Below are 22,117 nucleotides of genomic sequence, written 5' to 3' on the forward strand. Positions count from 1 at the left end.
TCCTGCCGCCCCCGGAGGCAAGCTCCGGGGGCGGATCAGCCTTCCGAGAGCTCTAGTACTCGGCTGCGACGACTTCGCCGTAGATCCGCTCGGCCTCCCGAGCCAGCCAGCTCAGGGCCTCGGACGGTGCCATCCCTTCGATGGTCACCATCTGGACGGCCTTGCGGACGGCCGTCTCCATCTCGGCCTGGGCCTCGAAGGGGTACGGGACCGCGTGCTCGAGCGAGTTGAGCGGCTCCCGCAGCAGAGGCTCGGCGTCCAGCAAGGTGTCGTCGCCGATCAGCGACAGCCGGGCCGGCAGCTCGCCCGTCTCGCTGGTCCAGCGGCGCTGGGCCTCTACCGAAGTGAGGTACGCGATCCACTCGGTCGCTTCCGGGGTCCCCTCGGCCTGAGCGCTCTGCACGTACGCCCAGCTGGTCAGGACGTTGGTCCGGGGTTGCCCTTCCTTCATGACGGGAATCTGGGCGATTCCGATGGGCAGATCGGGGTGGGTGGACCGGAAGGAGCCCAGCATGGCCGGGTGGGCCATCACCATGCCCAGTTCCTGGTTCCGGAAGGCGGTCCACCGGGAGCCCAGGTTCAGGTCCTCGATGCCGTACTCGGTGACCCAGCCGGCAACCCAGGCGAAGGCCTTCAACGCCTCTTCGTTGTTGAAGAGCGCCTTTCCGTCCTCGCTCAGGAAGCCGGTTCCCGTCTGGGCCATGTAGGAGAGGATGACCGGGGTGTAGGAGCCGTGGGCCGCACCCATGCGGGTGGTCATGCCTGTCGCATCCCGCTTGACGATCCTCTGGGCGTACTCGACCAGTTGGTCCCAGGTCGAGGGCGGCCCGGACAGCCCGACCTCTTTGAAGATCTCCGTGTTGTAGAAGAGGACGATGGTCTGGACGTCGGTCGGCAGGCCGTAGACCACGCCATCCGACTCCAGGTAGGAGATGGTGGCCGGGACGAACTCCTTCAGCGCCTGCTCGTGGTCGACGACCGACGGGTCCAGCGGTGCCAGGACCCCGTACTCCACGTACCGCGGCACGTCGGTGGCCCGAATCTGGAAGACGTCGGGGCCGGATCCAGCAGCCAGGGCCGGGAGCAGCTTGGTGTAGTAGTCCTCCAGCGGGATGCTCTGGATCTCGATGGTCACGCCGGGGTGCTCCGCCATGAACTCCTGGGCCATCTGCTCCACCATGGCCAGCCGTGCCGGCGAGTGATGCTGCCAGTGGACGATGGTGGTCTGCGCCAGGGCCGTCTGGGCCAACGCCAGGACCAGCACGGCACTCCACAGCCCGACCGCGATGCGACGAGTCATTCTCCAAGACCTCCTTTGAAGGCTTGTCCAACCGAGCCGAAGCCAGCCAGCTGCAGATCGCTAGATCTCCCTCTCCACCTCCCTCCGACGGAGGGTTGCGATCACCGGCAGGTGGTCCGAGACGCGGGCGGACCCGACGTGCACCTCGTCCGCCTGCAGCCCGGGGTCGATGAAGACGTAGTCGATGCGAACGTTGGGCCTGCCGGGCGGTTCCGACCGATAGGAGAAGGTGGGCTCCGGCGACCCGGGGGCCTCCGTGGCGGCATCCACCCAGCGGGCGGTCATCGCGCGCACCTCCTCGCTCTCGGGCAGGGCGTTCCAGTCGCCCACCACCGCCTTGGACGGGGGGAGCTGCTGCCCGTAGGCGAGGATCCGCTCCACGTGGACCAGGCGTTCGGCCTGGTCGAGGCCCAGGTGAGTGCAGACCAGGTGAAAGGAGCCGGACGTTCCCCATGGGAGCTCGACGTGGAGGAAGGCCCGCGCCTCCCGCCCCCGGCTCGATGCCAGGCGCTCGCCGTACCGGAAGAGGATGGGGTGACGGCTCACGACGGCGATCCCGTACCCGGACCGGTGCGCCCCGTAGAGCCCCTCGCCCGTCATGGCCGCCTGGAACGCGTGATGCCATCCGAGGGCTCCCGCGATCTCCGCCGCCTGATCGCGGCACCCCGACCGGGGAAGGTACCGATCGACCTCCTGCAACCCGACCACGTCCGCCCCCGCCTCATCGATGGTGCCGGCGACGGCCTCCAGGTCGATGACGCCGTCCGGTCGCTCCCCATGCCGGATGTTGAAGGTCATCAACCGAAGCAGGCTCATCCGCCCGCCACCTCCTCCTCCACCGGGCGGGATGGGGCGATCAGGCAGGCGGCGAAGCGACGAGGGGGCAAGGGCATCGTCCCCGCCTCCGGCCGAAGCCGGCGCTCCCCGACCCTCCACCCGTCCATGGCCGCCCGCTCGCCAGACGCTCGAGCACCCGCAGACGCGGTCAGGATGCGGACCTCCCGGCCGGCCGGGAACGGAAGGCTCACCTTCCCGCCCACTCGCTCCGGGTTGAAGAGCAGCAGGAGCTCCTCCCGGGAACGGCCCGGCTCCTCGGTGCGGGGGGTCCAGAGGCGGCCCTGGACTCCCCGGGGGAGATCGAACGGCTGCCGGTCCGCGAGCCTGGAGGCGGCCAGCGTGGAGGCGACCGCCTTCCTCACCGCCAGGGCTTCCTGGATCCACTCCATGGCGCTCTCCGGGGAGCCCTCGCCGATCCATCGCTGCTCCAGCAGGCCGGGCTCGTACCAGAAGACCGCCCCAAGCAGGAAGGCCCGCCCCACGTCCGAGCGGAAGAGCCGTTCCTGCAGCCTGGGATCCTGAACCGGGCGCGGCTGGACCATGCAGACCAGGGCGTGCTCCGGGAAGGTGTACCGATAGACGTCGAAAGACTCGTCGTATTGCTCGCCGTTCCAGGTGACGTTGCCCCAGACCCGGCTGCTGTAAACGTCGCCGCAGTTCTCGATCATCAGGAAGGCAACCGGATCGTGCCTTCGCAGGCGGCCCAGGACCTCGTCCAGCAGTCGGACGTAGCCCTGGTTGAAGAGGCCGTGATGATCGGCAGGCGAGTGGCCGTGGTCCCGGCTGTAGCAGGGCAGCGGCGTGGCCGAGCCCAGCTGGTCGTAGTAGATGCCCCGGGCGCCGTACCCGGTCACCATCCACTCGCCGAAATCGGCCAGGTGCTTCCGCCAGGCCGGATCCGCCGGGCAGAGGACCGAGAAGGTCCGGGGGCCGTAGCTCTCCTGAACGGTGTTCCCGTCCGGTCCCCGAAGGGCCCAGCGCCGGCCGAGGCTCTGGTAGTATTCGGACTCCAGGTCGATCAGACGGCTGTTGATGTAGAAGGTGACGAAGCCTCCCGCCTCGCGCACCGCCGAGACGCCCCGGGCCAGGTCGAGAGGGGTCCCCAGTTCCAGGTCGGGGTTGTAGTCGGGGTAGTGGTTGTCAAAACCGAGGTGATTCCAGCCTGAGACGAAGAGGTGCCGGCTCCCCAGCTCCCGCCTGGCGCGATCGAAGAGGGACGGCATCTCCTCGAATCGATGGTAGACCCTCCCCTCCCGGCGGAAGTCGTAATGCGGCGTCACCACGCCCTCCTCCGCCAGGTCGGCGGGCTGCTCCAGCTGCGGCACGCGGGTGTCGAACCACTCCCGGTAACGGCGGGCCGCCCAGTGCCAGTCCCCCGGATGGACGCCCAGGGCGTAAGGCGGCGAGAGCCAGGCCTCGCCGGGGCGGATCGGTAGGTACTTCCGGAAGGCGAGCCGCAGGTAGGGGCTCTCCGGCCCTCCCGTCTCGACGCGCAGGCCCGTGAGGAGGAATTCCGGGTCGTACGAGGCCAGGTAGACGCCGCCCTTCCCATCGTGGTAGTCCATCCACATCATGGAGGCCAGCCCGCAGTAAGGGATCTCCCGAACGTACTCCCCGCCCTCCCGGACCGTCCCGGCGCGGTGGAGGCCCAGATACCTCTCGGTCGCCAGGGTGGCCGCCGGCTGAGCGATCCGCTCCCCCGCATGATGGGGGTAGACCAGCACGTCGTCGCCTTCGAGGGCGAGCCCCGGAAGCCGCGGGAAGAGCACCTCGACCACCATCACCTCGGCCAGGTTGACGACCGCGAGGCGCCAGGCCAGGAGCTCCCCGGGTTCAGCGATGCGCCGGCCCGGGAGGGGCGCTGACGGGGTCAACCAGGCCAGCGCCCGCAGGGGCAAGGTCTCCCCGGATGAGGCCTGGAACGCACCACAGGCGACGCGCAGGAGCGCCTGGTTCAGCTCCTCCTCCCGGGGAGCGACGCTGCCCGCCGGGTCCATGTCGCGTAGCAGATCCCGGGCCTGCCCGGCGTCCACCGGCCGAAGCTCCAGCGGCAGGGCCCGGTGGATCGCCGCCTGGCCGGAAGCGGGCTCCCGAAGGAAACGGAGCTCCAGGAGGGGTTGCGCCGTGGAACGGCCGGCGACCAGTTCCCGGCCCAGCTCTTCATCCCAGAACGACGTCAGGTTCTGCTCCCCAACGTCCCAGGCCACACGAGCGGTCTTCCATGCCACCGTGACTCCCCCCAGCGGTCCTCGCTAGAAGCCCTGGGCCAGGAAGCGTCCGCGCGCCTCCTCGTTCAGGCGCTTGGCGCCCGGCAGATGGTTGCTCACGTAGATGCTCGGGGTCTTCCCGCCCCGCTGCAGCCGGTCCACCACCGCCGCCACCAGCGCCCACATGAGGTAGGCGGCTGCGATCCCCGAGGCAGGACAGATCGCTCCCTCGAGACCGGCCACGTCCACCAGGGCGTCGCCGGGAGGGGCGCCGTGGTCGAGCAGGATCTCCACGACCTCATAGAGCCGCTTTCCCATCGGGTTCACCGGTGCGAGCGAGGAGGAGTAGGCGACCGAGGTGAGCCCGATGACGGTCAGCCCCGCTTCCCTCGCATCGATCGCGAGGCTCACGGGCAGGGTGTTGACACCCGAGACGGAGTTGATCAGGAGGACGTCGCCCGGTCGGAGGTCGGCCTGGGTGAGGATCCATCGGTGAAGGCCGCCGACCTCGTCGAGGAAGACCCGAGGCGGTCCGTCCTGAGGGCGGGGTCCCCGGGGGCGGACATCGTGCTGCAGCTCGAACTGCCAGCGGATGGGAGCCAGCATCATCGGCCCCCCGGCCCGCCCGATCATCTCGTGGGTCAACATGTGGCCGGTGTCGAAGAGATGCCAGACGCCGCCGCGCTCGGCCGCCCCTGCGATGGCCGCGGCGGCCCTGGCGAGCGACGGCTGCTGACCCTCGCGGATCTGCGCCAGCACCCGCCCCATCGCTTCGAAGTAACGTTCCGGCAGGCTCTCGGTCACAGCGCGGACCTCCTCTTCAGCTGGGGTGAGGACGGGACGGTCTGGGCTGCGTCGATCTGCCCGGCCACCCGCTCGATGAAGCTCTCGTCGACCGGGAGAGCTGCCACCTCGCAGGCGCGCAGGACCGCCCCCACGAACGGCGGGAACCGGGCCGGCACCAGCACCACGTTCGGGGCTGCGAGGTTCAGCGCATCGACGAAGGGATCCAGGAGGGGCGACCCGGCGGCGCTGACGCCGCCCGTGACGGCGACGGAGACCTCGTCGTCCCTTCCCACACCCAGCCGGGAGATCACGGCGGCGGCCTGTTTGACCAGCTCCCCGGCCGCGTTCCTGAAGATCTCCCTCGCGACCGCGTCGCCCTCGTCGGCCGCGTCCGACACGACGGTGGCCAGGCTGGCGATCCGCTCCCGGCTCAGCCCCTTGCGGTAGACCAGTCCGACCAGTTCCCGCTCCATCCCGTAGAGGAGCGTCTTGCGGAAGAGCCGGGTCAGCGCGGTGGGCGGTCCCAGGCCGTCCGACGCCCGGACGACGGCCTTCAACCCCTCGACGGCGATCCAGTAGCCGCTTCCCTCGTCACCCAGGAGCGAGCCCCAACCGCCGACCGTCGCCGTTCGTCCACGCCACTCGCCGTATGCGAACGATCCGGTGCCGGTCAGGACGACGACGCCATCCCCTTGCGGGAGGGCTCCACGGAACGCGGCGGGGGCGTCGCCCTCGACCACCAGGTTCCGATAGCGGAACGTACCCTCCAGGGCCAGCTCCGCCACGTCAAAGGTAAGCCCCGGGGCCGAGAGGTAGACAGCGGCGACCTCGCCGTCGACCTCCGCGAGGGCCTGACGGCTTGCCTGCTGGATGGCGAAGATGGCTTCGTCCTCAGGTACGAAGTACAGATTCGTCCCGCCGCCGAAGCCCGTTCCGATCACCGTACCGTCCCTCGTCACGGCGCATCCAATGGTCTTGGATCCTCCGCTGTCGATCCCCAATACGATCTCCGTCGCACCGCCCATGGCCATGCTCCTTTTGCCTTCGCCGACCTCCGGTCGCACCCGATCAGGCTCGGCGCGTGAGATGGAAGCGAAGCAGGTAGCGATCCGCGCGAAATACGGTTCGGCTGTGATGAACGGGCCTCGATCCCAGGTCCCTCACCGTACGATGCGCCACGAGCACCACGGCCCCATCGTCTGCGAGCCGGAGCCGTTCCCTCTCCTGGGGTTCCGCGGCTCGCGCCTCAACCACCTCCTCGGCGGAGGCGAGGCGCACCTCGTACTTCTGCTCGAGCAGCCAGTCGATCGAATGGGCCTCCAGGTCTTCCTCCAGCAAGCCCGGACAGAGCTTCTCAGGAATGTACGCCTCCTCCAGGGCGAGAGCCTCGGCGCCGGCCCTTCGAATGCGAAGGACACGGAGGACCCGGGCTCCCCTGGGCAGGTCGAGGTGCCAAGCCACCTCGGTTTCGGGCACGTCCACGCCCTTGGAGAGCAGCTCCGAGGAGACGCTGAGGCCGCGTTGGTGCATCTCCTCGGTGAAGCTTCGCAGGGGGATCGCGGCCGATTCGGGCGGGGGCATCTCCACGACCGTCCCCCGACCCGGGCGGCGCGAGACAAGGCCGTCGGCGGCCAGGGAGATGATCGCATGCTTGGCGGTCGCCTGGGAGACGCCGAGTTCGGCGGCCAGCTCCTGTTCCGAGGGAAGGCGATCGCCCGGTTGAAGCAGTCCGGACCGGATGCGCCGCTCCAGTTCATCCTTGACCTGCACGTACAGCGGAAGATTACGGTTGAATGCCATGGCACTCCGCCTCGTCACGATCGTTTGGCAATCCAGCAGCTCCCCTGGGCAGCCGTGAGGTACGCGCCTACTGCCCCGGGTGAAGCTGCATCCACCCGTCCTCCACCCTCACGACACCGTAACCGCACAGCTCGGGGGAAGCCGCCTGTGCGGTGCGGGTGGTGACGTAGCGGGTGATCTCACTCTCGTCGAGCTGGTCGCTGTGCCGGTGACCGACGAAGACGGCCTTCGCCCCGTACCGCTCCAGCAAGCGAACCACGTCCCGGCGGGAGTCGTCCATGAAGAACACCCATCGGTCGTCGAAGGGGTTGTGGTGCATGAAGACGGCGATCTGCCGGCCGGCAGCAGACGCTCTGGCCAGATCCTCTCCCAGCCAGAGAAGCTGCTGGCGGCCGACGGTGCCGCTGGCACTCCGGCTGGCTGGATGGTCGTAGCTGTTGACTCCGACGAAGTGCCAGTTGCCGTAGTCGAAGGAGAAGTAGAGGGGCCCGATCCTGTCGACCCACCAGGCGAATCCGTTGACGCGGCCGACCAGCTGGCCGTCATGGTTGCCCATCACCCCGTAGAGAGGAACGGAAAGGTGCTGCAGGACGAGCTCGCGGAAGAGGGGGTAGTCCCTGTGATAGGTGTCGGCGGTGCTCTGGGCGAAGTCACCGAGCATCAAGACGAAGTCGGGCTTCAGCTGCTCGATCTCCCCGAGGATCTCGGTCACCTGCGCGTTGAGCGGGTTCCTCGGATCCGCTCCCCGCGAGCGTCGGTCGTGCAGGTGAATGTCGGTCACGAGCGCGAAGGTGAAGGAGTCCGGGGCTCGATCTGCCAGCACCTGCACGGCGTGGGGCTCGCAGGACGTTGCTCCCGAGGAATGCGCCAGCGTCAGATCGTAAAGGCCGCCGGGAACCCCAACGGGCGCGGCGAAGGTGATCTCCCATATCCCGGTCCCCGCGCCGGTCGCCGCCGGCGCCCAGCCGTTACCGGATGCAGAGAGCTCCACGGCCCCGACCGGTGTCAGCGTCTTCGACGCCTGCCCGCCTTCCTCACCTCCCCGGGAGCAGACGAACCGGCCCTGCCACCCGTCAGGTGAGCCCCCGTCCGGGATGGCGACCAGCACTGTCAGCCGATCGCCTCCAGTGATGACGGCAGGGCTGGCCAGTCTGGGCCAGAGGAGCTTCATCCCACCATCCCTCCTAAGGGAGGAGAGCAGCGAGGGCAGCTCGAAGGCCTCGGGCGGCGGATAGGCGGCAGGGAGCATCGGTTGCCCCGCGGTTTCGGCCCGCGGGAGCTCCTCGCCGCCGGATCCGGCCGCCTCCGGGGACGAAAGCGCGCCCGGCAGGCTGGCCGCCCACAGGTTCCAGCTGCCGCCCTGATCAGAGACGAAGGCGACTCGGTCCCCGGTGGGATCCCAGGCGGGATGCTTCTCCGCGGACGGCCCCGGCATACGCACCGGGAGCGGCTCGGCTGCCCACGGTTCTGCGTCGCTCCACACCACCGGCGCGACCCAGATATCCCAGTCGCCTCCTGCATTGGAAACGAAGGCTATCTGGTCGCCGGAGGGCGACCATGCCGGTTCCACGTAGCTCGCGCCTTCCGGCCCGGCCGGGACGAGCATCCGGGCTTCACCGACCCCCGAGATCGACCCGTCGGCTCCGTAGCGCACGGGGACCGTCCAGATGGTCCACCTGCCTCGGCTGCGATCAGACTGGAAGGACAGGTGGGTGCCGTTCGGAGACCAGGTCGGGAAGGCGTCGGCACCGGGATGGGAGGTCACCTGGGTGATCTGCCCGGTGGCCGTGTCCATGACGCACAGGTCCCAGTTGCCGCCCGCATCGGAGCGGAAGGCGATGTGACGTCCGTCGGGCGCCCAGACCGGCGAGCGCTCGTTGGCCTTCGTCTCGGTCAGCCGGCGGGCTGCCTCGGGGCGAATCCTTCCGCCTGCCCCATTCAGACCCTCCAGCACGAAGAGGTCCCAGTTGCCCCCGGGTTCATCCAGACTGGAGGCGCCTGCGTAGACCAGGCGTCTCCCATCCGGAGACCAGGCAGGCTCCTGCTTCTCCGTGGCGTCGAAGGTCAGGGGAAGGATCTCCGCCCGGTCGGTGAACCTCATGAGGAACAGGCTCGCATGGGCCGGTTCCTGGGTCGTCCTGCGGTTCTGCTCCTTGGAGAGCGAGAGAGCGATCATGCTGCCGTCCGGATGCCACGCGGGATGGAAGGTGCCCAGGAACGGAAAGTCAGTGCCGGAGGTCAGCGAGGTGAGCCGGTACAGCCCGTAGCTGGCCACCCGCTGAACCGGTCCGTTCTGGAAGCTCATGGTCTCGGGAGCAGGCGGCTCCTCCTCCCTGGGCAGGCTCTTCTCCGGCACTCGCACCAGGTCTTCCTGCCGGGTGGGACGGAGGTAGTAGAAGTCGGTGTAAGGGGGCGCCTCGTCCCCCTGCACCAGGATGCCGGTGACCCGAACGTAGTCGCCGTTCCCGAAGGCGCCGATCTCGATACCTGCGTAGTCGTAGAACTTGACGTTCATCGCCCCGCGTCCGTCTTCGATCTCGCCGTCCCGGGAACCATCCACCCAGAACCCGCGAGTGGTGGTCTCATTGTCGTAACGGGAGAGGCGACCAGCGATGGTGACGGGTGTCCCCTCGTATCGCTCCACCTCATCGTACATCGCGTCCGTGGGGATCCGGGGCGGCTCAGCCTCCAGGATCCTGAGCGTGGCCGTCAGATCGCTCGACGGAGGAGGGTCCGCCAGTGGAAGGATCTCTTCGGGCCCCCGCGGCATGATCACGGTAGAGCCGAAATCGGTCGAGTATCCCTTGATGCCCAGTTCTCCCGTGACGCGGACCATCTGGCCGCGCCGGACGGGCGGCTGTATACTCCCGGGCAGGTAGACCAGGACACCGGCTCGAGAGGCCTCCGTATCGCCGTGGGAGACCAGGGCGAAGTAGTTGGCGGCGTTGTGCCAGCTACCGGTGTCAATGACCGCCACTCCCGAAAGCGTCACAATCTGGCCGACGAGGAGAGGAACACCGTTCTCGTCGTTCTCTCGGATCTCGGCCACCGAGACCGATCTGGCGACGTCCGAGGGGGCGGTGGCGCCGGCAGGAGTAGGAGCGAGGCAAGAAGCCACCGCGGTCAGGAGCAACAGCCAGAGGAACCGCGTGATCGGGCCGGAGAGCCATGGAGCGTCCACATCGGGCCGCGCCGGCCCTCCGGTCATCATCGCCCGCGCGCCTTCCTGCGCTCGGTTCATTCAGCTCACCGCCCCCGGAGATCGCGTCCATTCCCTCGAATCCTGCATCGGGGCAGCCTTCGTGTTTCCTGGGCCGCCCCCGCCCGCGCATCCGCCTGGTCGCTACTGCCGGGTGGTGTACCAGATGTCGTAGTTGCCGGCGCCGCCCTCGCCGTTCGGGATGCTGATCCAGATCTCCCCCTCTCCCACCCAGACGCAGCGCTCGTCGTCCCCGCTGTTGATGGGGGCTCCGAGATTGCGCGGCTCGGAGGAGGTGTCTTCTGCCACGTACACATCGTAGCCGCCGGCGGTCTCATCCCGCTGACCGTCGACGTAGACGCGCCCTGCGGGGTCGACGAAGATGCTCCATTCGTTCCCTTCCGTGTTGATGGGTGGTCCCAGATTGACGGGCGTCGTCCACCGATCACCGACCCGGGTCGACTTCCACACGTCCCGACCCCCCAGGGGCTCGGTACCGCCAAAGGCTCCCTTGGTGGTGAGGTAAAGGACCGTCTCTGCCTCGTCGACCCAGATGTCCCACTCCTGGTCGTCGGTGCTGATCTCCTCGATCTTCTCAGGCTCGCCCCATGCGCCTTGCCCCTCGTCCCAGACCGAACGATAGAAGTCGTAGTCGGTCAGGGGGCTGTAGCGCGCAAAGTACATCACCCTGCCGCCGCCCACGATGCATGGGTTGATCTCGTTCGCGCCGGTGTTGATGGGTCCGGGAACCGGTACCGGTTCGAGCCAGACGTTCCAGAGAGCGTCCCACTCGGACGTGTAGATGTCGTAATCCTTGGCGAAGTAGAGCGTGTCGCCGTCCTTCCACATCATCCGCTCCACGCCAGCCGTCGAGTGCTGCCACAGGGTCGGCTCGCTCCACTCACCCTGCTGGGCATAGACGCCCGCGGCGAGGAGTGACAGAGCCAGACCCAGAGCAACGGTAAGCGACGCAGCGCGCTTCAGCATGCATGCCAGCCTCCTCGCGATTGCCTGCCTGGCAGTGGATGCCCACCGGCGGCTCGCATCGGACGCATCGCCTCGGATCCTACCTCAGGGCCGCGTTCCGTGGATCAGGGCGGTGCACGCCGCCGTAGAATCCGCTTAGACGTATCAACATGTTTAATATGCTTATTCACCTCAAACCAAGGATTTCCTCCCCTGCCTCTCTCGGTACACCCGTGGTCAAGACGCTGCACGTCGCCCAAGATGGAGCAAGGAAATCATGCGACATCAGAAACCAGAGGAAGAGGCCGTGTGCGGGCGAAAGGAGCATGGCTGTGAACCACCTAGTCCGGGGTCTTCTCATGGTGGTGTTGGGACTCGTCCTTCTCTTCGTGCGATCATGTCTCCCAGCTGCATCTGACCGGGCGGGAGGAGACGGAAGCGTTCCTGGCCTTCCGGACCTACTACGTCTTCCGGGCGCGGTTCTGCAACCCCAGGAAGGGCAACGAGAAAGGGCTGGCGGAGAACCTGGTGGGCTACGCCCGGCGCAACTTCCCGGTCCCCGTCCCAGAGGTCCCTTCGACGGAGCCGGAAGGGCTGGAAGAGCTGAACGGATCGCTGCTTGAGGCCTGCGTGGCGAACCGGAGGCGCACGCGTGCCGGGGAAAGCCGGATGGTGGGCGAGCTCTATGAGCAGTCCTGTGAGGTTTGATGGGGGAAGTTGAAGAAGTGAGGACCCACCGGCTATGCTGGAAGCGGCAACCAAACCAGCACCGGGAGGCCCTCACAGTGAAAACCGATGAGAAGATCACGCTTGTTCGCTCCAACACCCTGATCGTGGCGGTGGAGGTGGTCAAGAAGACCCACTACGCACGCGTCATCGATCAGGTGGGGCGAACTGTCGAGGAGCCGTTTGAGTTCCACAACGGCGACGAAGGGTTTCGCCGCCTGGAGAGGCGGCTCCTACGCCGGCAAGCAGAAATCGGCGCGGAGAGGGTGATCATCGGGATGGAGCCCACCGGCCACTACTGGAAGCCGCTGGCCTACTGGCTGGTCGGCAGGGGCTACACCGTGGTGCTGGTCAACCCGATAATCACGAAGCGTCCCAAGGAGGACCGTGACAACAGCCCGAGCAAGACGGACCCGAAGGACACGGGGGTGATCGCGGATCTGGTGCTCCAGGGGAAGTTCCTCGAGGTGCTCCTGCCCAAAGGGGTCTACGCGAACCTGCGACAGTTGAACGTGGCCCGGCGTGAGCTCAAGGCGAAGCTGAGCAGCGGGAAGAACAGGCTCCATGCGATTCTCGACGAGTTCTTCCCGGAGTTCACGGACGTTTTCAAGGATCCCCTCGGCATGGGAGCTTTGTGGGTCCTGGAGCACTGCCCGTTCCCGGACGACGTGCTGCCTTTCCCGTTCGAGGAGCTCATCGGGGGTCGACGCCAGGCCAGCAGGAACCGTGTGGGCCGAGCCAGAGCGGAAAAGCTGTTCGAGACAGCCTGGGAGTCGGTGGGCGTGCAGGAAGGGCTGGAAGGGGCCAGGGTTCGCCTGAGGAGTACTCTGGTGGAGCTCCGGGTGTACAAGGAGCAGCTCGTCGAGGTCGAGGCCGCCATGAAGCGGCAGTTGGAGGCGACGGGGGTGGCAGAGTACCTGCTCAGCATCCCCGGGATCGGGATGGTGCTGGCGGCAGGCTTCCTGGCCGAGACCGGGGATCTGAGCGCGTATCGGAACTGGCGGCAGTTGCGGAACCTGGCGGGGCTCAACGTGAAGCAGAACAGCTCCGGGAAGCACAAGGGCAAGACGACGATCACCAAGCGAGGCCGCCCGGGATTGCGGGAAGTGCTCTATCAAGCGGCTATCGGCGTCGCCCAACACAGCCCAGAGCTCCGGGAGCTGTATCACTACTGGCTGAGTCGGCCACAGAATCCGCTGAAGCCGAAAGCGGCCCTGGTCGCCCTGGGACTGAAGGCGCTGCGGATCATGTCCACCTTGGCGACCCGTAAGGAGTACTACGGCCCGGCCAAGGTGCTGGGTGAGGTACGGAAGACGCAACTGCGCGCCGCATAAACCTTAACTGCTCCGATGCCAAGAAGTGGTGCCAGTAGAACGGTAACATATGGGGGACCTTCCTGGGGTCTCGGAGGCCGTAAGCTGAAGGGACCCCAGGAAGGGCCCCCCTATCTCACTGTTCCCCTGGAACCACTTCTTGGCATCGGAGCAGGTGACCCGTGCTTCACGTGTGGGTCCCGAGCAGCGGCCCCTTTCTGCCAATGCGTCCGCTGTACCTTGAACTGCACATGGGCGGCAGCAGCCATCACGGCCGCCTCCAAGCAATGGAAACCGTACAAGGATAGGTCGCTCCGATCGGTCGGTTGATCCCAGGCTGTCTGAACTCGGTCCAGGTGACGTCTGGCAACTCCGTACTGTGACTTCGCGTCTGGGGTACCCATAGCTGCCCTCACCTCCTGTCTACCCTTCCACCATTATACCTGCTTCTACCGTATCCCGGCCTTACCTGGCTCAAGTCTCTCGGTAGTACCGACGGGCGACGGAGATGAGTTGGGCGCGGCCATGGGTCACCGCGGACTCCCGGTCTCAAAAGACCGACCGTTCGAACCGCCGGATCAGCGCCACCAGCAGGCCCACCAGATAGACCGTCCCCACGCCCAGGTAGAGCCACGCCCCCTCCTGACCCGCCGCCAGCGTGGTGAAATGGATGGAAAGCCAGAAGGACGGGGTGACACCCATGATCCAGGCCCACGGGCCCGCCAGCAAGTGGGCCACAACCGGAAAGATCACCAGCAGCCCGGACGCCTTGGCCAGCACCAGACCCGTCACCTTGTTCTCGGCATAGGCGGCGACGAAGAACGCCACGACCGGGGCGACCAGAGAGCAGACCAGCACCCCCGGGATCGTCGCGGCGATCGGGTACGTCCCGAGGCCGGCAAGGTGGATGGAGGCATAGGAGATCACCGTCGCATATGCCATGGGAACGATGGTCTTGTACGCCAGATGGCTGGCCTTCGAGAGGCTGGTCACCGAGATGGCGGTAAGCACATTCTCATCCCGTTCTTCCAGCAGGATGAACCCCACCACCATACCCACCATGATCGGCATGAGCAGCGGCACCAGGCTGATGATGAACGGATAGTGCAGAGCCAGGTCGAACCCAGGGTGCCGCAGCAGCGCAGCGCGCAGCGGGGGAAGACCGAGGCGCAACAGCGCGAGAATCACAAAGGGAACGTAGATCAAGACTTCCAAGAGCGGGTCACGGGTAGCGTTCCGCAGATCGAAGAGGGAGAGGTAGGCCAGTCGCTTCCAGTTCAGGCGGGTCTCCATGTGGAACCTCCTGTCTGCCTGTGGACCACGCGGGTCACTTCCCGGCGCGCCCACCACCACGCAGCACCAATCGAGGCGATCAGATAGAGATGACTGTAGAGCAGCAGGGCCGGCGAGACTGGCTCGAGCGCTCCGGCGATGAGCACCAACGAGGCCTGGGTCGGAAACAGGTAGAACAGGAGATTCCTGGACTCAAGGAAGTACTCCACGACGGGCGGAATGACGACAGCCATGCTGGCGCCGGCGGTCAGGAAGTACTCGTTCAACGTTTCCGCGCGCATCGCAAAGGGGATGCTGACCAGGGTGAGAAGGACCGAGGAGAAGAAGACGCCGGCGGTCAGGAAGTACCAGTTGAAGGCCCATCCGTAGAGCGGGAGCATGATGGCGTAGGCCGCGAGAACGGAGAGCAGCGCCAGCGAGGTCGCCTTGGCGGCAACATACTCGGCCGGATCGAGGGGCGTGACGAAGAGTCCGGTCAGCACATCCTGCTTCCGTTCCAGGAGGACCATGCCCCCCACGAAGAAGAACCCAAGGGCCGCCGGATCCGAGAAGACCAGCAACGGGGCCGCGACCTCACGCACCGCCGGAGAAAGGGAGAGCAACACCAGGACGTACAGGGCGCAGACCACGGCATACACCGTGTACATCCCGTGCCGCACCTCAAAGCGTACATCCTGCCATACCAGCGTCCAGAACCGGTGCCGGCCGCCGCCTCGGATCCGATCGCTCATAGCAGCCCCCTGCCGGTGGTGGCGACGAAGACATCCTCAAGGGTCGCTTCCTGGGTGTGGATCGTCTCCACCGTTCCCGCTTTCAAGAGGGCCATGAAATCCCCGTTCTCTCCGATGTCCGCGAGCGGAAACTCCCAGGCTACCGTAGAGCCGTTGTTCCGGCATTCGACCCGGACCCGTCGCCGTCCGTGGCGCAGCTTCAGCTCCCGCGGGGCATCGATCAGGCTGATCCTCCCATCCACGATGAACGCCACACGGTCGCAGAGCTGGTCAGCCACCGTCATGTTGTGGGTGGTGAGAAAGACCGTCTTGCCCTGGCGCTTCTGCTCCCGGATGATCTCCATGATCCGCCTCCCGTTGGTCGGATCGAGTCCGGACGTGGGCTCGTCGAGAAAGAGGATCTCCGGGTCGTGCAGCAAGGCCCGGCAGAAGTTCAGGCGCATCTTCATTCCCTTGGAGAACTCTCCCACCCGGGTGTGGGCCTCCCCCTCCAGCCCCACCAGGCGGAGCAGCCTGAGCGGATCCTGCGTGGGTTTGTCGTACAGCTTGCTGAAGAAGTCCAGGTTCTCGACGGCGGTGAACCTGGTGTACAGGTTGGGCAGCTCAAAGCAGACCCCCACATGACGATAGTACTCCCTGCCGAAGTGCCGCAGGTCGCGGCCCATCACCTCCACCGTTCCCCGGTAGTCCCGCAGCACACCGATGACGAGCTTCTGGGTGGTGCTCTTCCCCGCTCCACTCGGTCCGAGGAATCCGAAGATCTCCCCCGGTTCGACGGAGAAGTCCACCCCTTGCAGGGCATCTCTGGTCGATCCTGGGTATCGATAGGCGAGGCCGGCCACACGGATCATTCCGTCGCCCCCTTCTCGGTGATCATGCCTCGGGCAAGGACCTCGGCCAGGAGGCTGAACACTCGTTCAAACACGTTCTCCCCGATCTCCGCCCGGTGCAGTGTCAGCAGGAAGACCGCCCGGAACAGTCCGACCACCACCTCCGGTTCCGCGTCGAGGATCAGTCCCCGGTTCTGCAGGTACTCCACATATCCCGAAAGCTCGCGCGCATCTTTGATCCGATGCTTGTCCAGCCGCTCCTGCCCGAGCTTCCGCACCAGGGCCTGGTAGGTGCCCTCTTTGTAGAGTTGTTGCAACAGCTCGTTTTCCGTCAGGTGTTTCAGCCCTTCGTGCATGAACCGCCGGATGCCCTCGCGAGTGTTCTCCGCCTCGGAGACGATCCGGTTCAACAGCTCGTCCCGGAAGCTCTCCTCCCGCTCCACCACCGACATGAACAGATCTTCTTTGGACTCAAAGAAGGCGTAGAACGACCCCTTGGCGATCCCCACCGCGCGGCAGAGTTCGTCCACCGTCACCCGCTTCAGCCCATGCCGGGCGAAGAGCTGCCGACCGTGGGTCATGAGCGCCTCCCGTATCTCGTCCCGTCGCTCCGCGGTGAACTCTTTCGGCATGGTCACTCCTCCGCCGTGACTCCAGACCCGCACCGGGTGCGTGTCTCTGTGACCAAATCCGTCGTCTAGTCATTCCTACCGTAGCATAGATCTGTCGCCCGTGCAACCGACCTGTGCAACCACCCTCGCTTGCTGGTGTACGTGTGCCGGCGGTCAACCGCGGTAGTAGTTGGCGAGAGCGGTAAACGCGGCCTTGGGTTCCCAGTCCATGTCGGGATAGGTGTGGCCGCGGCGGCCTTCGAGCACTTTGACCACGCCGTAACTGGCCCTGTCCAGGTCTTTGTGGGCATCCTTGCGGTGAGGCAGGTCGTAGCGGGCGAAGGTGTTCACGAACGCGGTGTCGACACCCTCGTCATTGAAGATGTCCAGAAGCTCGCACAAGTACCGTGCCTGTTGGGCTTCATCACGGGCGTAGTCGCCCGTCAGTCCGATCGGTCGGCCGTCGTCACCCCACTCGATGATCGTGTCGCCGCGGCCGCCAAGGTCGGCCGCGTCACGATGGGTGGTGCACCCGAACTCCGTGATCGCGACGGGCTTTCCTTGTGCCTTTCCCTGTGAAACGCTGGAACGGATGAGTTCACGATACCGTGGCGCGTTGTCGACGGACCGATAGCCCGCATCTGTCGATATGATGTCAAACGGTGCCCAGTCGACGCCCTCGAAAGGCAGAGAGGCGTAGGTGACCGGCCCGCCAAACCGGGCACGCACCAGGCCGACGGCTTTGCGGAGGAAGTCGTTGACACGGCCGGGAAGCTCCGGCAGCACCTCGCGGGCCCGGCGGGGATCGCTCAGCAGGTTGAGCCGCTCTTGGAGAGTGTTGCCGGGCAGGAACCCTGCATTGAACAGGCTCAGTTCAGAGCCGGTGACAAACACGACCTCGGCTCCCCCCCGACGCAACCGTTCAGCGTGCTCGGCACAGTCGATCAGGAGAGCCTGTAGCTCATCCATGCTCAGTCCACAGGTGAAGGGCGAGAGCCAGACCTCGAGCCCGACTTCGGCGGCGTGGCCGGAGGCGACCTTCAGCCGATTCGGGTCGCCGCTCGTGATGCGGATCGCGTTACAGTGTAGGTCCTCACGGATGACGCGCATCTCCCGCCGAACGAGCTGGGGGTCGAAGTGTTCACGGGTGCTCACTCCGGCGTTGACGAAGCCGGTATCGTAGGCGATGCCATTCCCACGCATGGACATGCCCCTCTCTTGTAACGAATTCGGGATTGCCCCCTGTCGCACTGTCGTGCCCTCGGCGGCGGCCGAGCGCCTGCCGGGTCGTCGGCATCTCGATCAGTCGGTCGATGAGGAAGCCAAGACGGGCGAGCTCGTTGCAGTAGGCCTGGAGCGGCCGGTGGAAGCTATGGATCGCTCCGGGCTTGCCGCCCGGAAGGGGCCGCACGGGGACGGCAAGAGGCGTGAGGTACCGGTCGACCCGGCGGAACTGGAGCTCCCGGTTCGCATCCCATGCCCAGCCACTCTGCCTGGCGACGCGAAAGCACGGGTGGGTCATGAGGCGGACGATGCGTCCCTCGGGCTTGAGGGCCCAGGCAGCCGAGTCGAGGGCAGCTTCGAGGGGATCCATGTCCTGAAGGCTGAGCAGGAAGACCACCGCGTCGGCGTGTGCGGCACGCGGGCCCTTGACGGTCTCCAGCCGGCAGGCGTCGCCCCTTAGGAAAGTGCCTGACCGGCCGTGCCGTCTCCGGGCCAGGGGCGGTCGGGTCCCAGCTCGTCTGGGAGGCAAGCCGTTCTTTCGTCTCTCGCGGCTTAGGGCGGCTCACGGCCGCATCCCTCCTCTTTCGTGCACGACTCGATGCCACGAAATAAAGGGCCCCGGTCTCCCGTGGCCCTGGAGGGCATTGCAGTCAACCACCGCCTCAACGCAGGGAACGACAGGGAGCCCCCGGTGTGGCCCTTTGACGGATGGGTCGATGGCACCGCGCCTCTTGAGGATCGCAAGCAAGGATGTCTGGAGGCGGCGATCCGAGGGAGCAACTTGGAGATCTACGCAGGCAAGAGAGATTCTACATCGCCGGGACGAAGCCGGGGAACTGCCGGAGAATGCCGGCCGTGAATTCGTCCGCCATCCGGAGGAGCAGCTGTTCCCCTTCATCGTAATGGGCGATGCCGGACGCGTAATCCCTGTTGAGCCTGGCTACGGCCTGGGCTTTGACCAGGTCAAGGTGTTCGCGCCACATCCGGCGCATGCCTTCCCTGGACCAATAGAGATTGATCTCGCCGAGAAAAGAAGCGATCTCGTCAGCGTTAGCGTACCATCTCCGCTCCGTCTCTTCAGCGGCGGCACTCTCACCGGCTTTGGACTCCTGGACGAGCTGCGCGGCAAGTACCAGATGCTCCGTGAGCAGATCGTTCAGCCGCCCGGCGACCTTGTCTCCGTACAAGGGTCGGAACACCGCCGCGATGTCCGCCGGGTTGCGAAGAAGGCGCCTGGTCACGAGGTCCTCGTCCGCCAGGCTCTCCGTGATGCTGATAATGGTCATCATGGTCCAGGCCGCGTGCTGCTCCCAGAGCATGCGCATGAGGTTGTTCAGATCGCAGAGGCCTGTCTCACGGGGGCGTGAATCCATATGGCTCACTCCTTGGGCAGATGCTGCTCTACTATACGAGACGGTGACAAGGTGAGTCACCGCATCCGCCGCCGGGCGCACCGATGGGGGTAGCCGCCGAGGTACCGGCTCATCCGCCACTGGAACGAGGTCGTCGAGACGGCGAGGGGGCTGCGGATGGCGGGGAGCCTGTAGATCTCCGCGGTCAGGGAGCCTTCACCCTCACGTACCGTCCCGAAGCGAAGTCCGCTCGAGCCACTTGTTGGAAAGACCTGCCATTGCTGTGATCAACACAAGTCCTTTTGCCCCCGGGTCGCCCTGAAGGCCCAGGCTCCCCAGTGGCGGATCGCTCCCGCAGGTTCCATCAGGACCAGCGCCACGAGGACGACGCCTGCCCGGCACGTGATCTCCTCGACGGTGGCCCGCTCGTAGCCCACCTCCCTGAAGCAGGCCAGGGCGGCCTCAGCCATTGCGAATGAGAGATCAGGGGTACACGCCCGGCACGCCCTGCCGACCCGGAGGTCACGGATCGAGCTTCAGAACGTATTCCGGCTGATCCCCGTTGGGATCTCCGGTAGGCCGGAACCCAAACCGCCGGCAGAACGGCTCCGGGCTCGCCGGACCCGTCCCACAACTGGGTCTCCTCTGCGCTGCGGACGGCGCCATCCTCTTCCCCGGTCATGGTGTCGGCCTCCCCATACACTGCCCCGCTTCCGCGACGATCCGCTCTACCGTCGTCTCGTCAACGGCGCCCTGGCTCAGCATCGGGAGCTTCTTCAGCGGCAGCTCGAGCACGAATGGCGGTAGCGGCCCCTCGCCGAACTGCCCGGCCACTTCCGCCGGCAGCAACCGCTCCAGCGTCGACCTGCCTGCCGGATGCTCCAGCCAGGCCCGGATCGAGGAGTCGGCGTCCAGGAGTTGCTCGGCCCGCACGCCCTCGACCAGCCTGACCGTGGCCTCCCCTCGGATGTCACGAGACGACGCACCGACCAGCAGGTCATATTCGCCTGGTTCGGCCACCCATCCGCTCTTGTCTGGGTCGTAGTAGGAGAGATCCCTTATGGTGAGCGTAAAGGTGACGGGTTTCGACTGGCCGGGAGCCAGGTCGACTTTGGCGAACCCCTTCAACTCCTTCACCGGACGCGCCAGCCGTGACCGGCGAGGCCTCACGTAAAGCTGCACGACCTCCTCCCCCGGGCGCTCGCCGGTGTTGGTGATGGGAAGCGAGACCTCGAGGGAGCCCGCCGGCGTCATCTCACGACTGCTGAGGCTCAACGGTCCGTACGCGAAGGTCGTGTAGGAGAGCCCGTGACCGAAGGGGAAGAACGGGTCGACGCGTTTCGTATCGTAGTAGCGGTAGCCGATGAACAGCCCCTCGCCGTAGAAGACACGCCCGTTCTCGCCGGGGAAGTTGAGATAGGACGGGTTATCCTCCAGCCGCGCCGGATAGGTCTCGGCCAGCTTGCCCGAGGGATTGACCTCGCCGAAGAGCAGGTCGGCCACCGCGCCGCCCGATGCCTGGCCTGCCAGGCCAGCCAACAGCAACGCAGGCACTCGATCCACCCAGTCTGCCAGAGAGACCGGCGCCCCGTTCTGCAGCACGACGGCGGTGCGGGGTTGGACCTCGACCACCGACTTGATCAGCTCCACGTGCCCGGCTGGCAGGTCCATCGCGCGACGGTCGTAGCCCTCCGATTCGACGCCGTCCGGGAGCCCTACGAAGACCAACGCGACCTCGGCGGCCCTCGCCGCTTCGACGGCGGCTCGCAGAAGCTCAGCATCAGCGGCTCCGTCCTCCCGGTACCCCTGGCAATAGGAGAAGCTCGCCTGAGGGGCGGCTTCACGGAGCTCGTCCAGCGGGACGTCCACCTTCGTCGGGTTGACGCGGGAACTCCCGCCTCCCTGAAACTGCGGCACAACCCCCATCTGGCCCAAGACGGCCACCGAGCCGGGTCGAGCCGGGTCCAGGGGGAGCAGGGCCCCTTGGTTCTTGAGAAGCACCATCGAGGCGGCGGCCGCCCGTCTCGCCAGCTGGTGGTGAAGCTCGACATCCAGGCCTTCCGTCGAGCCCGCCTCCCGGTGGGCGCGGCGCACCAGGTCCAGGATCCGGAGGACCGCCCGGTCAAGGTCCCGCTCGTCGAGCCTGCCCGACCGTACGGCTTCCACGATGCGGGCGTCGTTGGCAGGGGACGGACCGGGCATCTCGAGATCCAGACCCGCGGCCAGCCCTGACACCCGGTCTTCGACAGCACCCCAGTCGGAGATGACGACGCCTTCGAACCCCCACTCGTCCCGCAGGACATCGGTGAGGAGCTGGCGGTGCTGCGACGTATAGGTACCATTCAGGCGGTTGTACGAGCACATGATGCTCCAGGGCCGGGCTTTCTGCACGGCGCGTTCGAACGCCGAAAGGTAGATCTCGCGCAACACTCGCTCGGGGATCTCGGCGCTGACGGTCATCCGATCTGTCTCCTGGTTGTTGGCGGCGAAGTGCTTGAGACAGGTGCCAACGCCGGTGGACTGAACCCCTTCGATATAGGCTGCCGCCAGATCGCCGGCCAGGTAGGGATCCTCCGAGAAGTACTCGAAGTTGCGGCCGCACAGAGGCGTGCGCTTCATGTTGACCCCGGGGGCGAGGAGAACGTGCACCCCGAGGGCCCGGCTTTCTGATCCCAGTGCCTGGCCGATCTCACGCACAAGGTCCCGATCCCATGAGCACGCGAGGCTGGAAGCGGTGGGAAAACAGGTGGCCGGGATGCTCCGACTCAGGAGCTGACCTTCCTCAGCAGGCCGCCGAAGCCCGTGAGGCCCGTCGGAGACCACAATGGAGGGGATGCCGAGGCGCGCGATGGCTTCGGTGGTCCAGGCGGTTGCACCAGAGCAGAGGGACGCCTTCTCTTCCAGGGTCATCTGGCGTACGAGGGCTTCCAGATCCTCCATGG

17 protein-coding genes are annotated in these 22,117 nt (G+C 66.4%); 1 reads left to right on the forward strand and 16 read right to left on the reverse strand.

Annotated features, from left to right (window positions below; genetic code table 11):
* Positions 1-52: 52 nt before the first annotated feature.
* The 8 genes from LIP_RS04315 to LIP_RS04350 form a co-directional block, all read right to left on the reverse strand.
* The gene (locus LIP_RS04315; RefSeq protein ID WP_068134819.1) at positions 53-1,300 is read right to left on the reverse strand and encodes an ABC transporter substrate-binding protein; all 1,248 of its coding nucleotides are present in this window, start codon (positions 1,298-1,300) and stop codon (positions 53-55) included.
* 60 nt (positions 1,301-1,360) lie between these two features.
* Complete coding sequence (locus tag LIP_RS18840) at positions 1,361-2,116, reverse strand: endonuclease/exonuclease/phosphatase family protein (RefSeq protein WP_068134822.1); 756 nt, start codon at positions 2,114-2,116, stop codon at positions 1,361-1,363.
* Positions 2,113-4,365 carry a DUF6259 domain-containing protein gene (locus LIP_RS18845; RefSeq protein ID WP_158509548.1) on the reverse strand — a complete coding sequence of 751 codons (2,253 nt, stop codon included), beginning with the start codon at positions 4,363-4,365 and terminating at the stop codon, positions 2,113-2,115. Before LIP_RS18845 ends, LIP_RS18840 begins: the two co-directional genes overlap by 4 nt.
* A 24-nt stretch (positions 4,366-4,389) precedes the next feature.
* The gene (locus tag LIP_RS04330; RefSeq protein WP_068134825.1) at positions 4,390-5,148 is read right to left on the reverse strand and encodes a sugar isomerase domain-containing protein; all 759 of its coding nucleotides are present in this window, start codon (positions 5,146-5,148) and stop codon (positions 4,390-4,392) included.
* Entirely contained in the window at positions 5,145-6,155 is a 1,011-nt protein-coding gene (locus tag LIP_RS04335; RefSeq protein ID WP_158509549.1) for an N-acetylglucosamine kinase, read from the reverse strand. The genes LIP_RS04330 and LIP_RS04335 overlap by 4 nt, the downstream gene beginning before the upstream one ends.
* A gap of 43 nt (positions 6,156-6,198) precedes the next feature.
* The gene (locus LIP_RS04340; RefSeq protein WP_068134831.1) at positions 6,199-6,930 is read right to left on the reverse strand and encodes a GntR family transcriptional regulator; all 732 of its coding nucleotides are present in this window, start codon (positions 6,928-6,930) and stop codon (positions 6,199-6,201) included.
* A gap of 67 nt (positions 6,931-6,997) precedes the next feature.
* Positions 6,998-10,171, reverse strand: coding sequence for a metallophosphoesterase (locus tag LIP_RS04345; protein WP_082725847.1), 3,174 nt, complete (start codon positions 10,169-10,171; stop codon positions 6,998-7,000).
* A 102-nt stretch (positions 10,172-10,273) separates the two neighbouring features.
* Positions 10,274-11,116, reverse strand: a complete 843-nt coding sequence (locus LIP_RS04350) for a hypothetical protein (protein ID WP_068134838.1) — start codon at positions 11,114-11,116, stop codon at positions 10,274-10,276.
* A gap of 764 nt (positions 11,117-11,880) precedes the next feature.
* Between LIP_RS04350 and LIP_RS04360 the strand changes: the two genes are divergently transcribed.
* Positions 11,881-13,155 carry an IS110 family RNA-guided transposase gene (locus LIP_RS04360; protein ID WP_068134850.1) on the forward strand — a complete coding sequence of 425 codons (1,275 nt, stop codon included), beginning with the start codon at positions 11,881-11,883 and terminating at the stop codon, positions 13,153-13,155.
* A 528-nt stretch (positions 13,156-13,683) separates the two neighbouring features.
* Here the strand turns inward: LIP_RS04360 and LIP_RS04365 are convergent.
* The 8 genes from LIP_RS04365 to LIP_RS04405 form a co-directional block, all read right to left on the reverse strand.
* Positions 13,684-14,427: a hypothetical protein gene (locus tag LIP_RS04365; RefSeq protein WP_068134852.1), complete on the reverse strand. Its 744-nt coding sequence runs from the start codon at positions 14,425-14,427 to the stop codon at positions 13,684-13,686.
* Positions 14,412-15,158: a fluoroquinolone export ABC transporter permease subunit gene (locus tag LIP_RS04370; protein ID WP_068134854.1), complete on the reverse strand. Its 747-nt coding sequence runs from the start codon at positions 15,156-15,158 to the stop codon at positions 14,412-14,414. Before LIP_RS04370 ends, LIP_RS04365 begins: the two co-directional genes overlap by 16 nt.
* Positions 15,155-16,009: an ABC transporter ATP-binding protein gene (locus LIP_RS04375; RefSeq protein ID WP_068134855.1), complete on the reverse strand. Its 855-nt coding sequence runs from the start codon at positions 16,007-16,009 to the stop codon at positions 15,155-15,157. The genes LIP_RS04370 and LIP_RS04375 overlap by 4 nt, the downstream gene beginning before the upstream one ends.
* Positions 16,006-16,620: a TetR/AcrR family transcriptional regulator gene (locus tag LIP_RS04380; RefSeq protein ID WP_068134857.1), complete on the reverse strand. Its 615-nt coding sequence runs from the start codon at positions 16,618-16,620 to the stop codon at positions 16,006-16,008. The genes LIP_RS04375 and LIP_RS04380 overlap by 4 nt, the downstream gene beginning before the upstream one ends.
* 153 nt (positions 16,621-16,773) lie before the next feature.
* On the reverse strand, positions 16,774-17,802 hold the full coding sequence (locus LIP_RS04385) for a hypothetical protein (RefSeq protein ID WP_068134860.1): 1,029 nt from the start codon (positions 17,800-17,802) through the stop codon (positions 16,774-16,776).
* Positions 17,803-18,632: 830 nt separating this feature from the next.
* Complete coding sequence (locus LIP_RS04395; protein WP_198409716.1) at positions 18,633-19,196, reverse strand: hypothetical protein; 564 nt, start codon at positions 19,194-19,196, stop codon at positions 18,633-18,635.
* A gap of 266 nt (positions 19,197-19,462) precedes the next feature.
* On the reverse strand, positions 19,463-19,612 hold the full coding sequence (locus LIP_RS04400; protein WP_158509550.1) for a hypothetical protein: 150 nt from the start codon (positions 19,610-19,612) through the stop codon (positions 19,463-19,465).
* A gap of 241 nt (positions 19,613-19,853) precedes the next feature.
* Entirely contained in the window at positions 19,854-22,115 is a 2,262-nt protein-coding gene (locus LIP_RS04405; protein WP_068134870.1) for a glycoside hydrolase family 3 C-terminal domain-containing protein, read from the reverse strand.
* Positions 22,116-22,117: the final 2 nt, after the last annotated feature.

Source organism: Limnochorda pilosa, from assembly GCF_001544015.1.
GTDB lineage: Bacteria > Bacillota > Limnochordia > Limnochordales > Limnochordaceae > Limnochorda > Limnochorda pilosa.

Bases quoted from the DNA above. Each gene is read 5' to 3' on its own strand.
- LIP_RS04315 (WP_068134819.1), bottom strand. From the start codon at position 1,300: ATGACTCGTCGCATCGCGGTCGGGCTGTGGAGTGCCGTGCTGGTCCTG.
- LIP_RS18840 (WP_068134822.1), bottom strand. From the start codon at position 2,116: ATGAGCCTGCTTCGGTTGATGACCTTCAACATCCGGCATGGGGAGCGA.
- LIP_RS04335 (WP_158509549.1), bottom strand. From the start codon at position 6,155: ATGGGCGGTGCGACGGAGATCGTATTGGGGATCGACAGCGGAGGATCC.
- LIP_RS04340 (WP_068134831.1), bottom strand. From the start codon at position 6,930: ATGGCATTCAACCGTAATCTTCCGCTGTACGTGCAGGTCAAGGATGAA.
- LIP_RS04345 (WP_082725847.1), bottom strand. From the start codon at position 10,171: ATGAACCGAGCGCAGGAAGGCGCGCGGGCGATGATGACCGGAGGGCCG.
- LIP_RS04350 (WP_068134838.1), bottom strand. From the start codon at position 11,116: ATGCTGAAGCGCGCTGCGTCGCTTACCGTTGCTCTGGGTCTGGCTCTG.
- LIP_RS04365 (WP_068134852.1), bottom strand. From the start codon at position 14,427: ATGGAGACCCGCCTGAACTGGAAGCGACTGGCCTACCTCTCCCTCTTC.
- LIP_RS04370 (WP_068134854.1), bottom strand. From the start codon at position 15,158: ATGAGCGATCGGATCCGAGGCGGCGGCCGGCACCGGTTCTGGACGCTG.
- LIP_RS04375 (WP_068134855.1), bottom strand. From the start codon at position 16,009: ATGATCCGTGTGGCCGGCCTCGCCTATCGATACCCAGGATCGACCAGA.
- LIP_RS04380 (WP_068134857.1), bottom strand. From the start codon at position 16,620: ATGCCGAAAGAGTTCACCGCGGAGCGACGGGACGAGATACGGGAGGCG.
- LIP_RS04385 (WP_068134860.1), bottom strand. From the start codon at position 17,802: ATGCGTGGGAATGGCATCGCCTACGATACCGGCTTCGTCAACGCCGGA.
- LIP_RS04395 (WP_198409716.1), bottom strand. From the start codon at position 19,196: ATGGATTCACGCCCCCGTGAGACAGGCCTCTGCGATCTGAACAACCTC.
- LIP_RS04405 (WP_068134870.1), bottom strand. From the start codon at position 22,115: ATGGAGGATCTGGAAGCCCTCGTACGCCAGATGACCCTGGAAGAGAAG.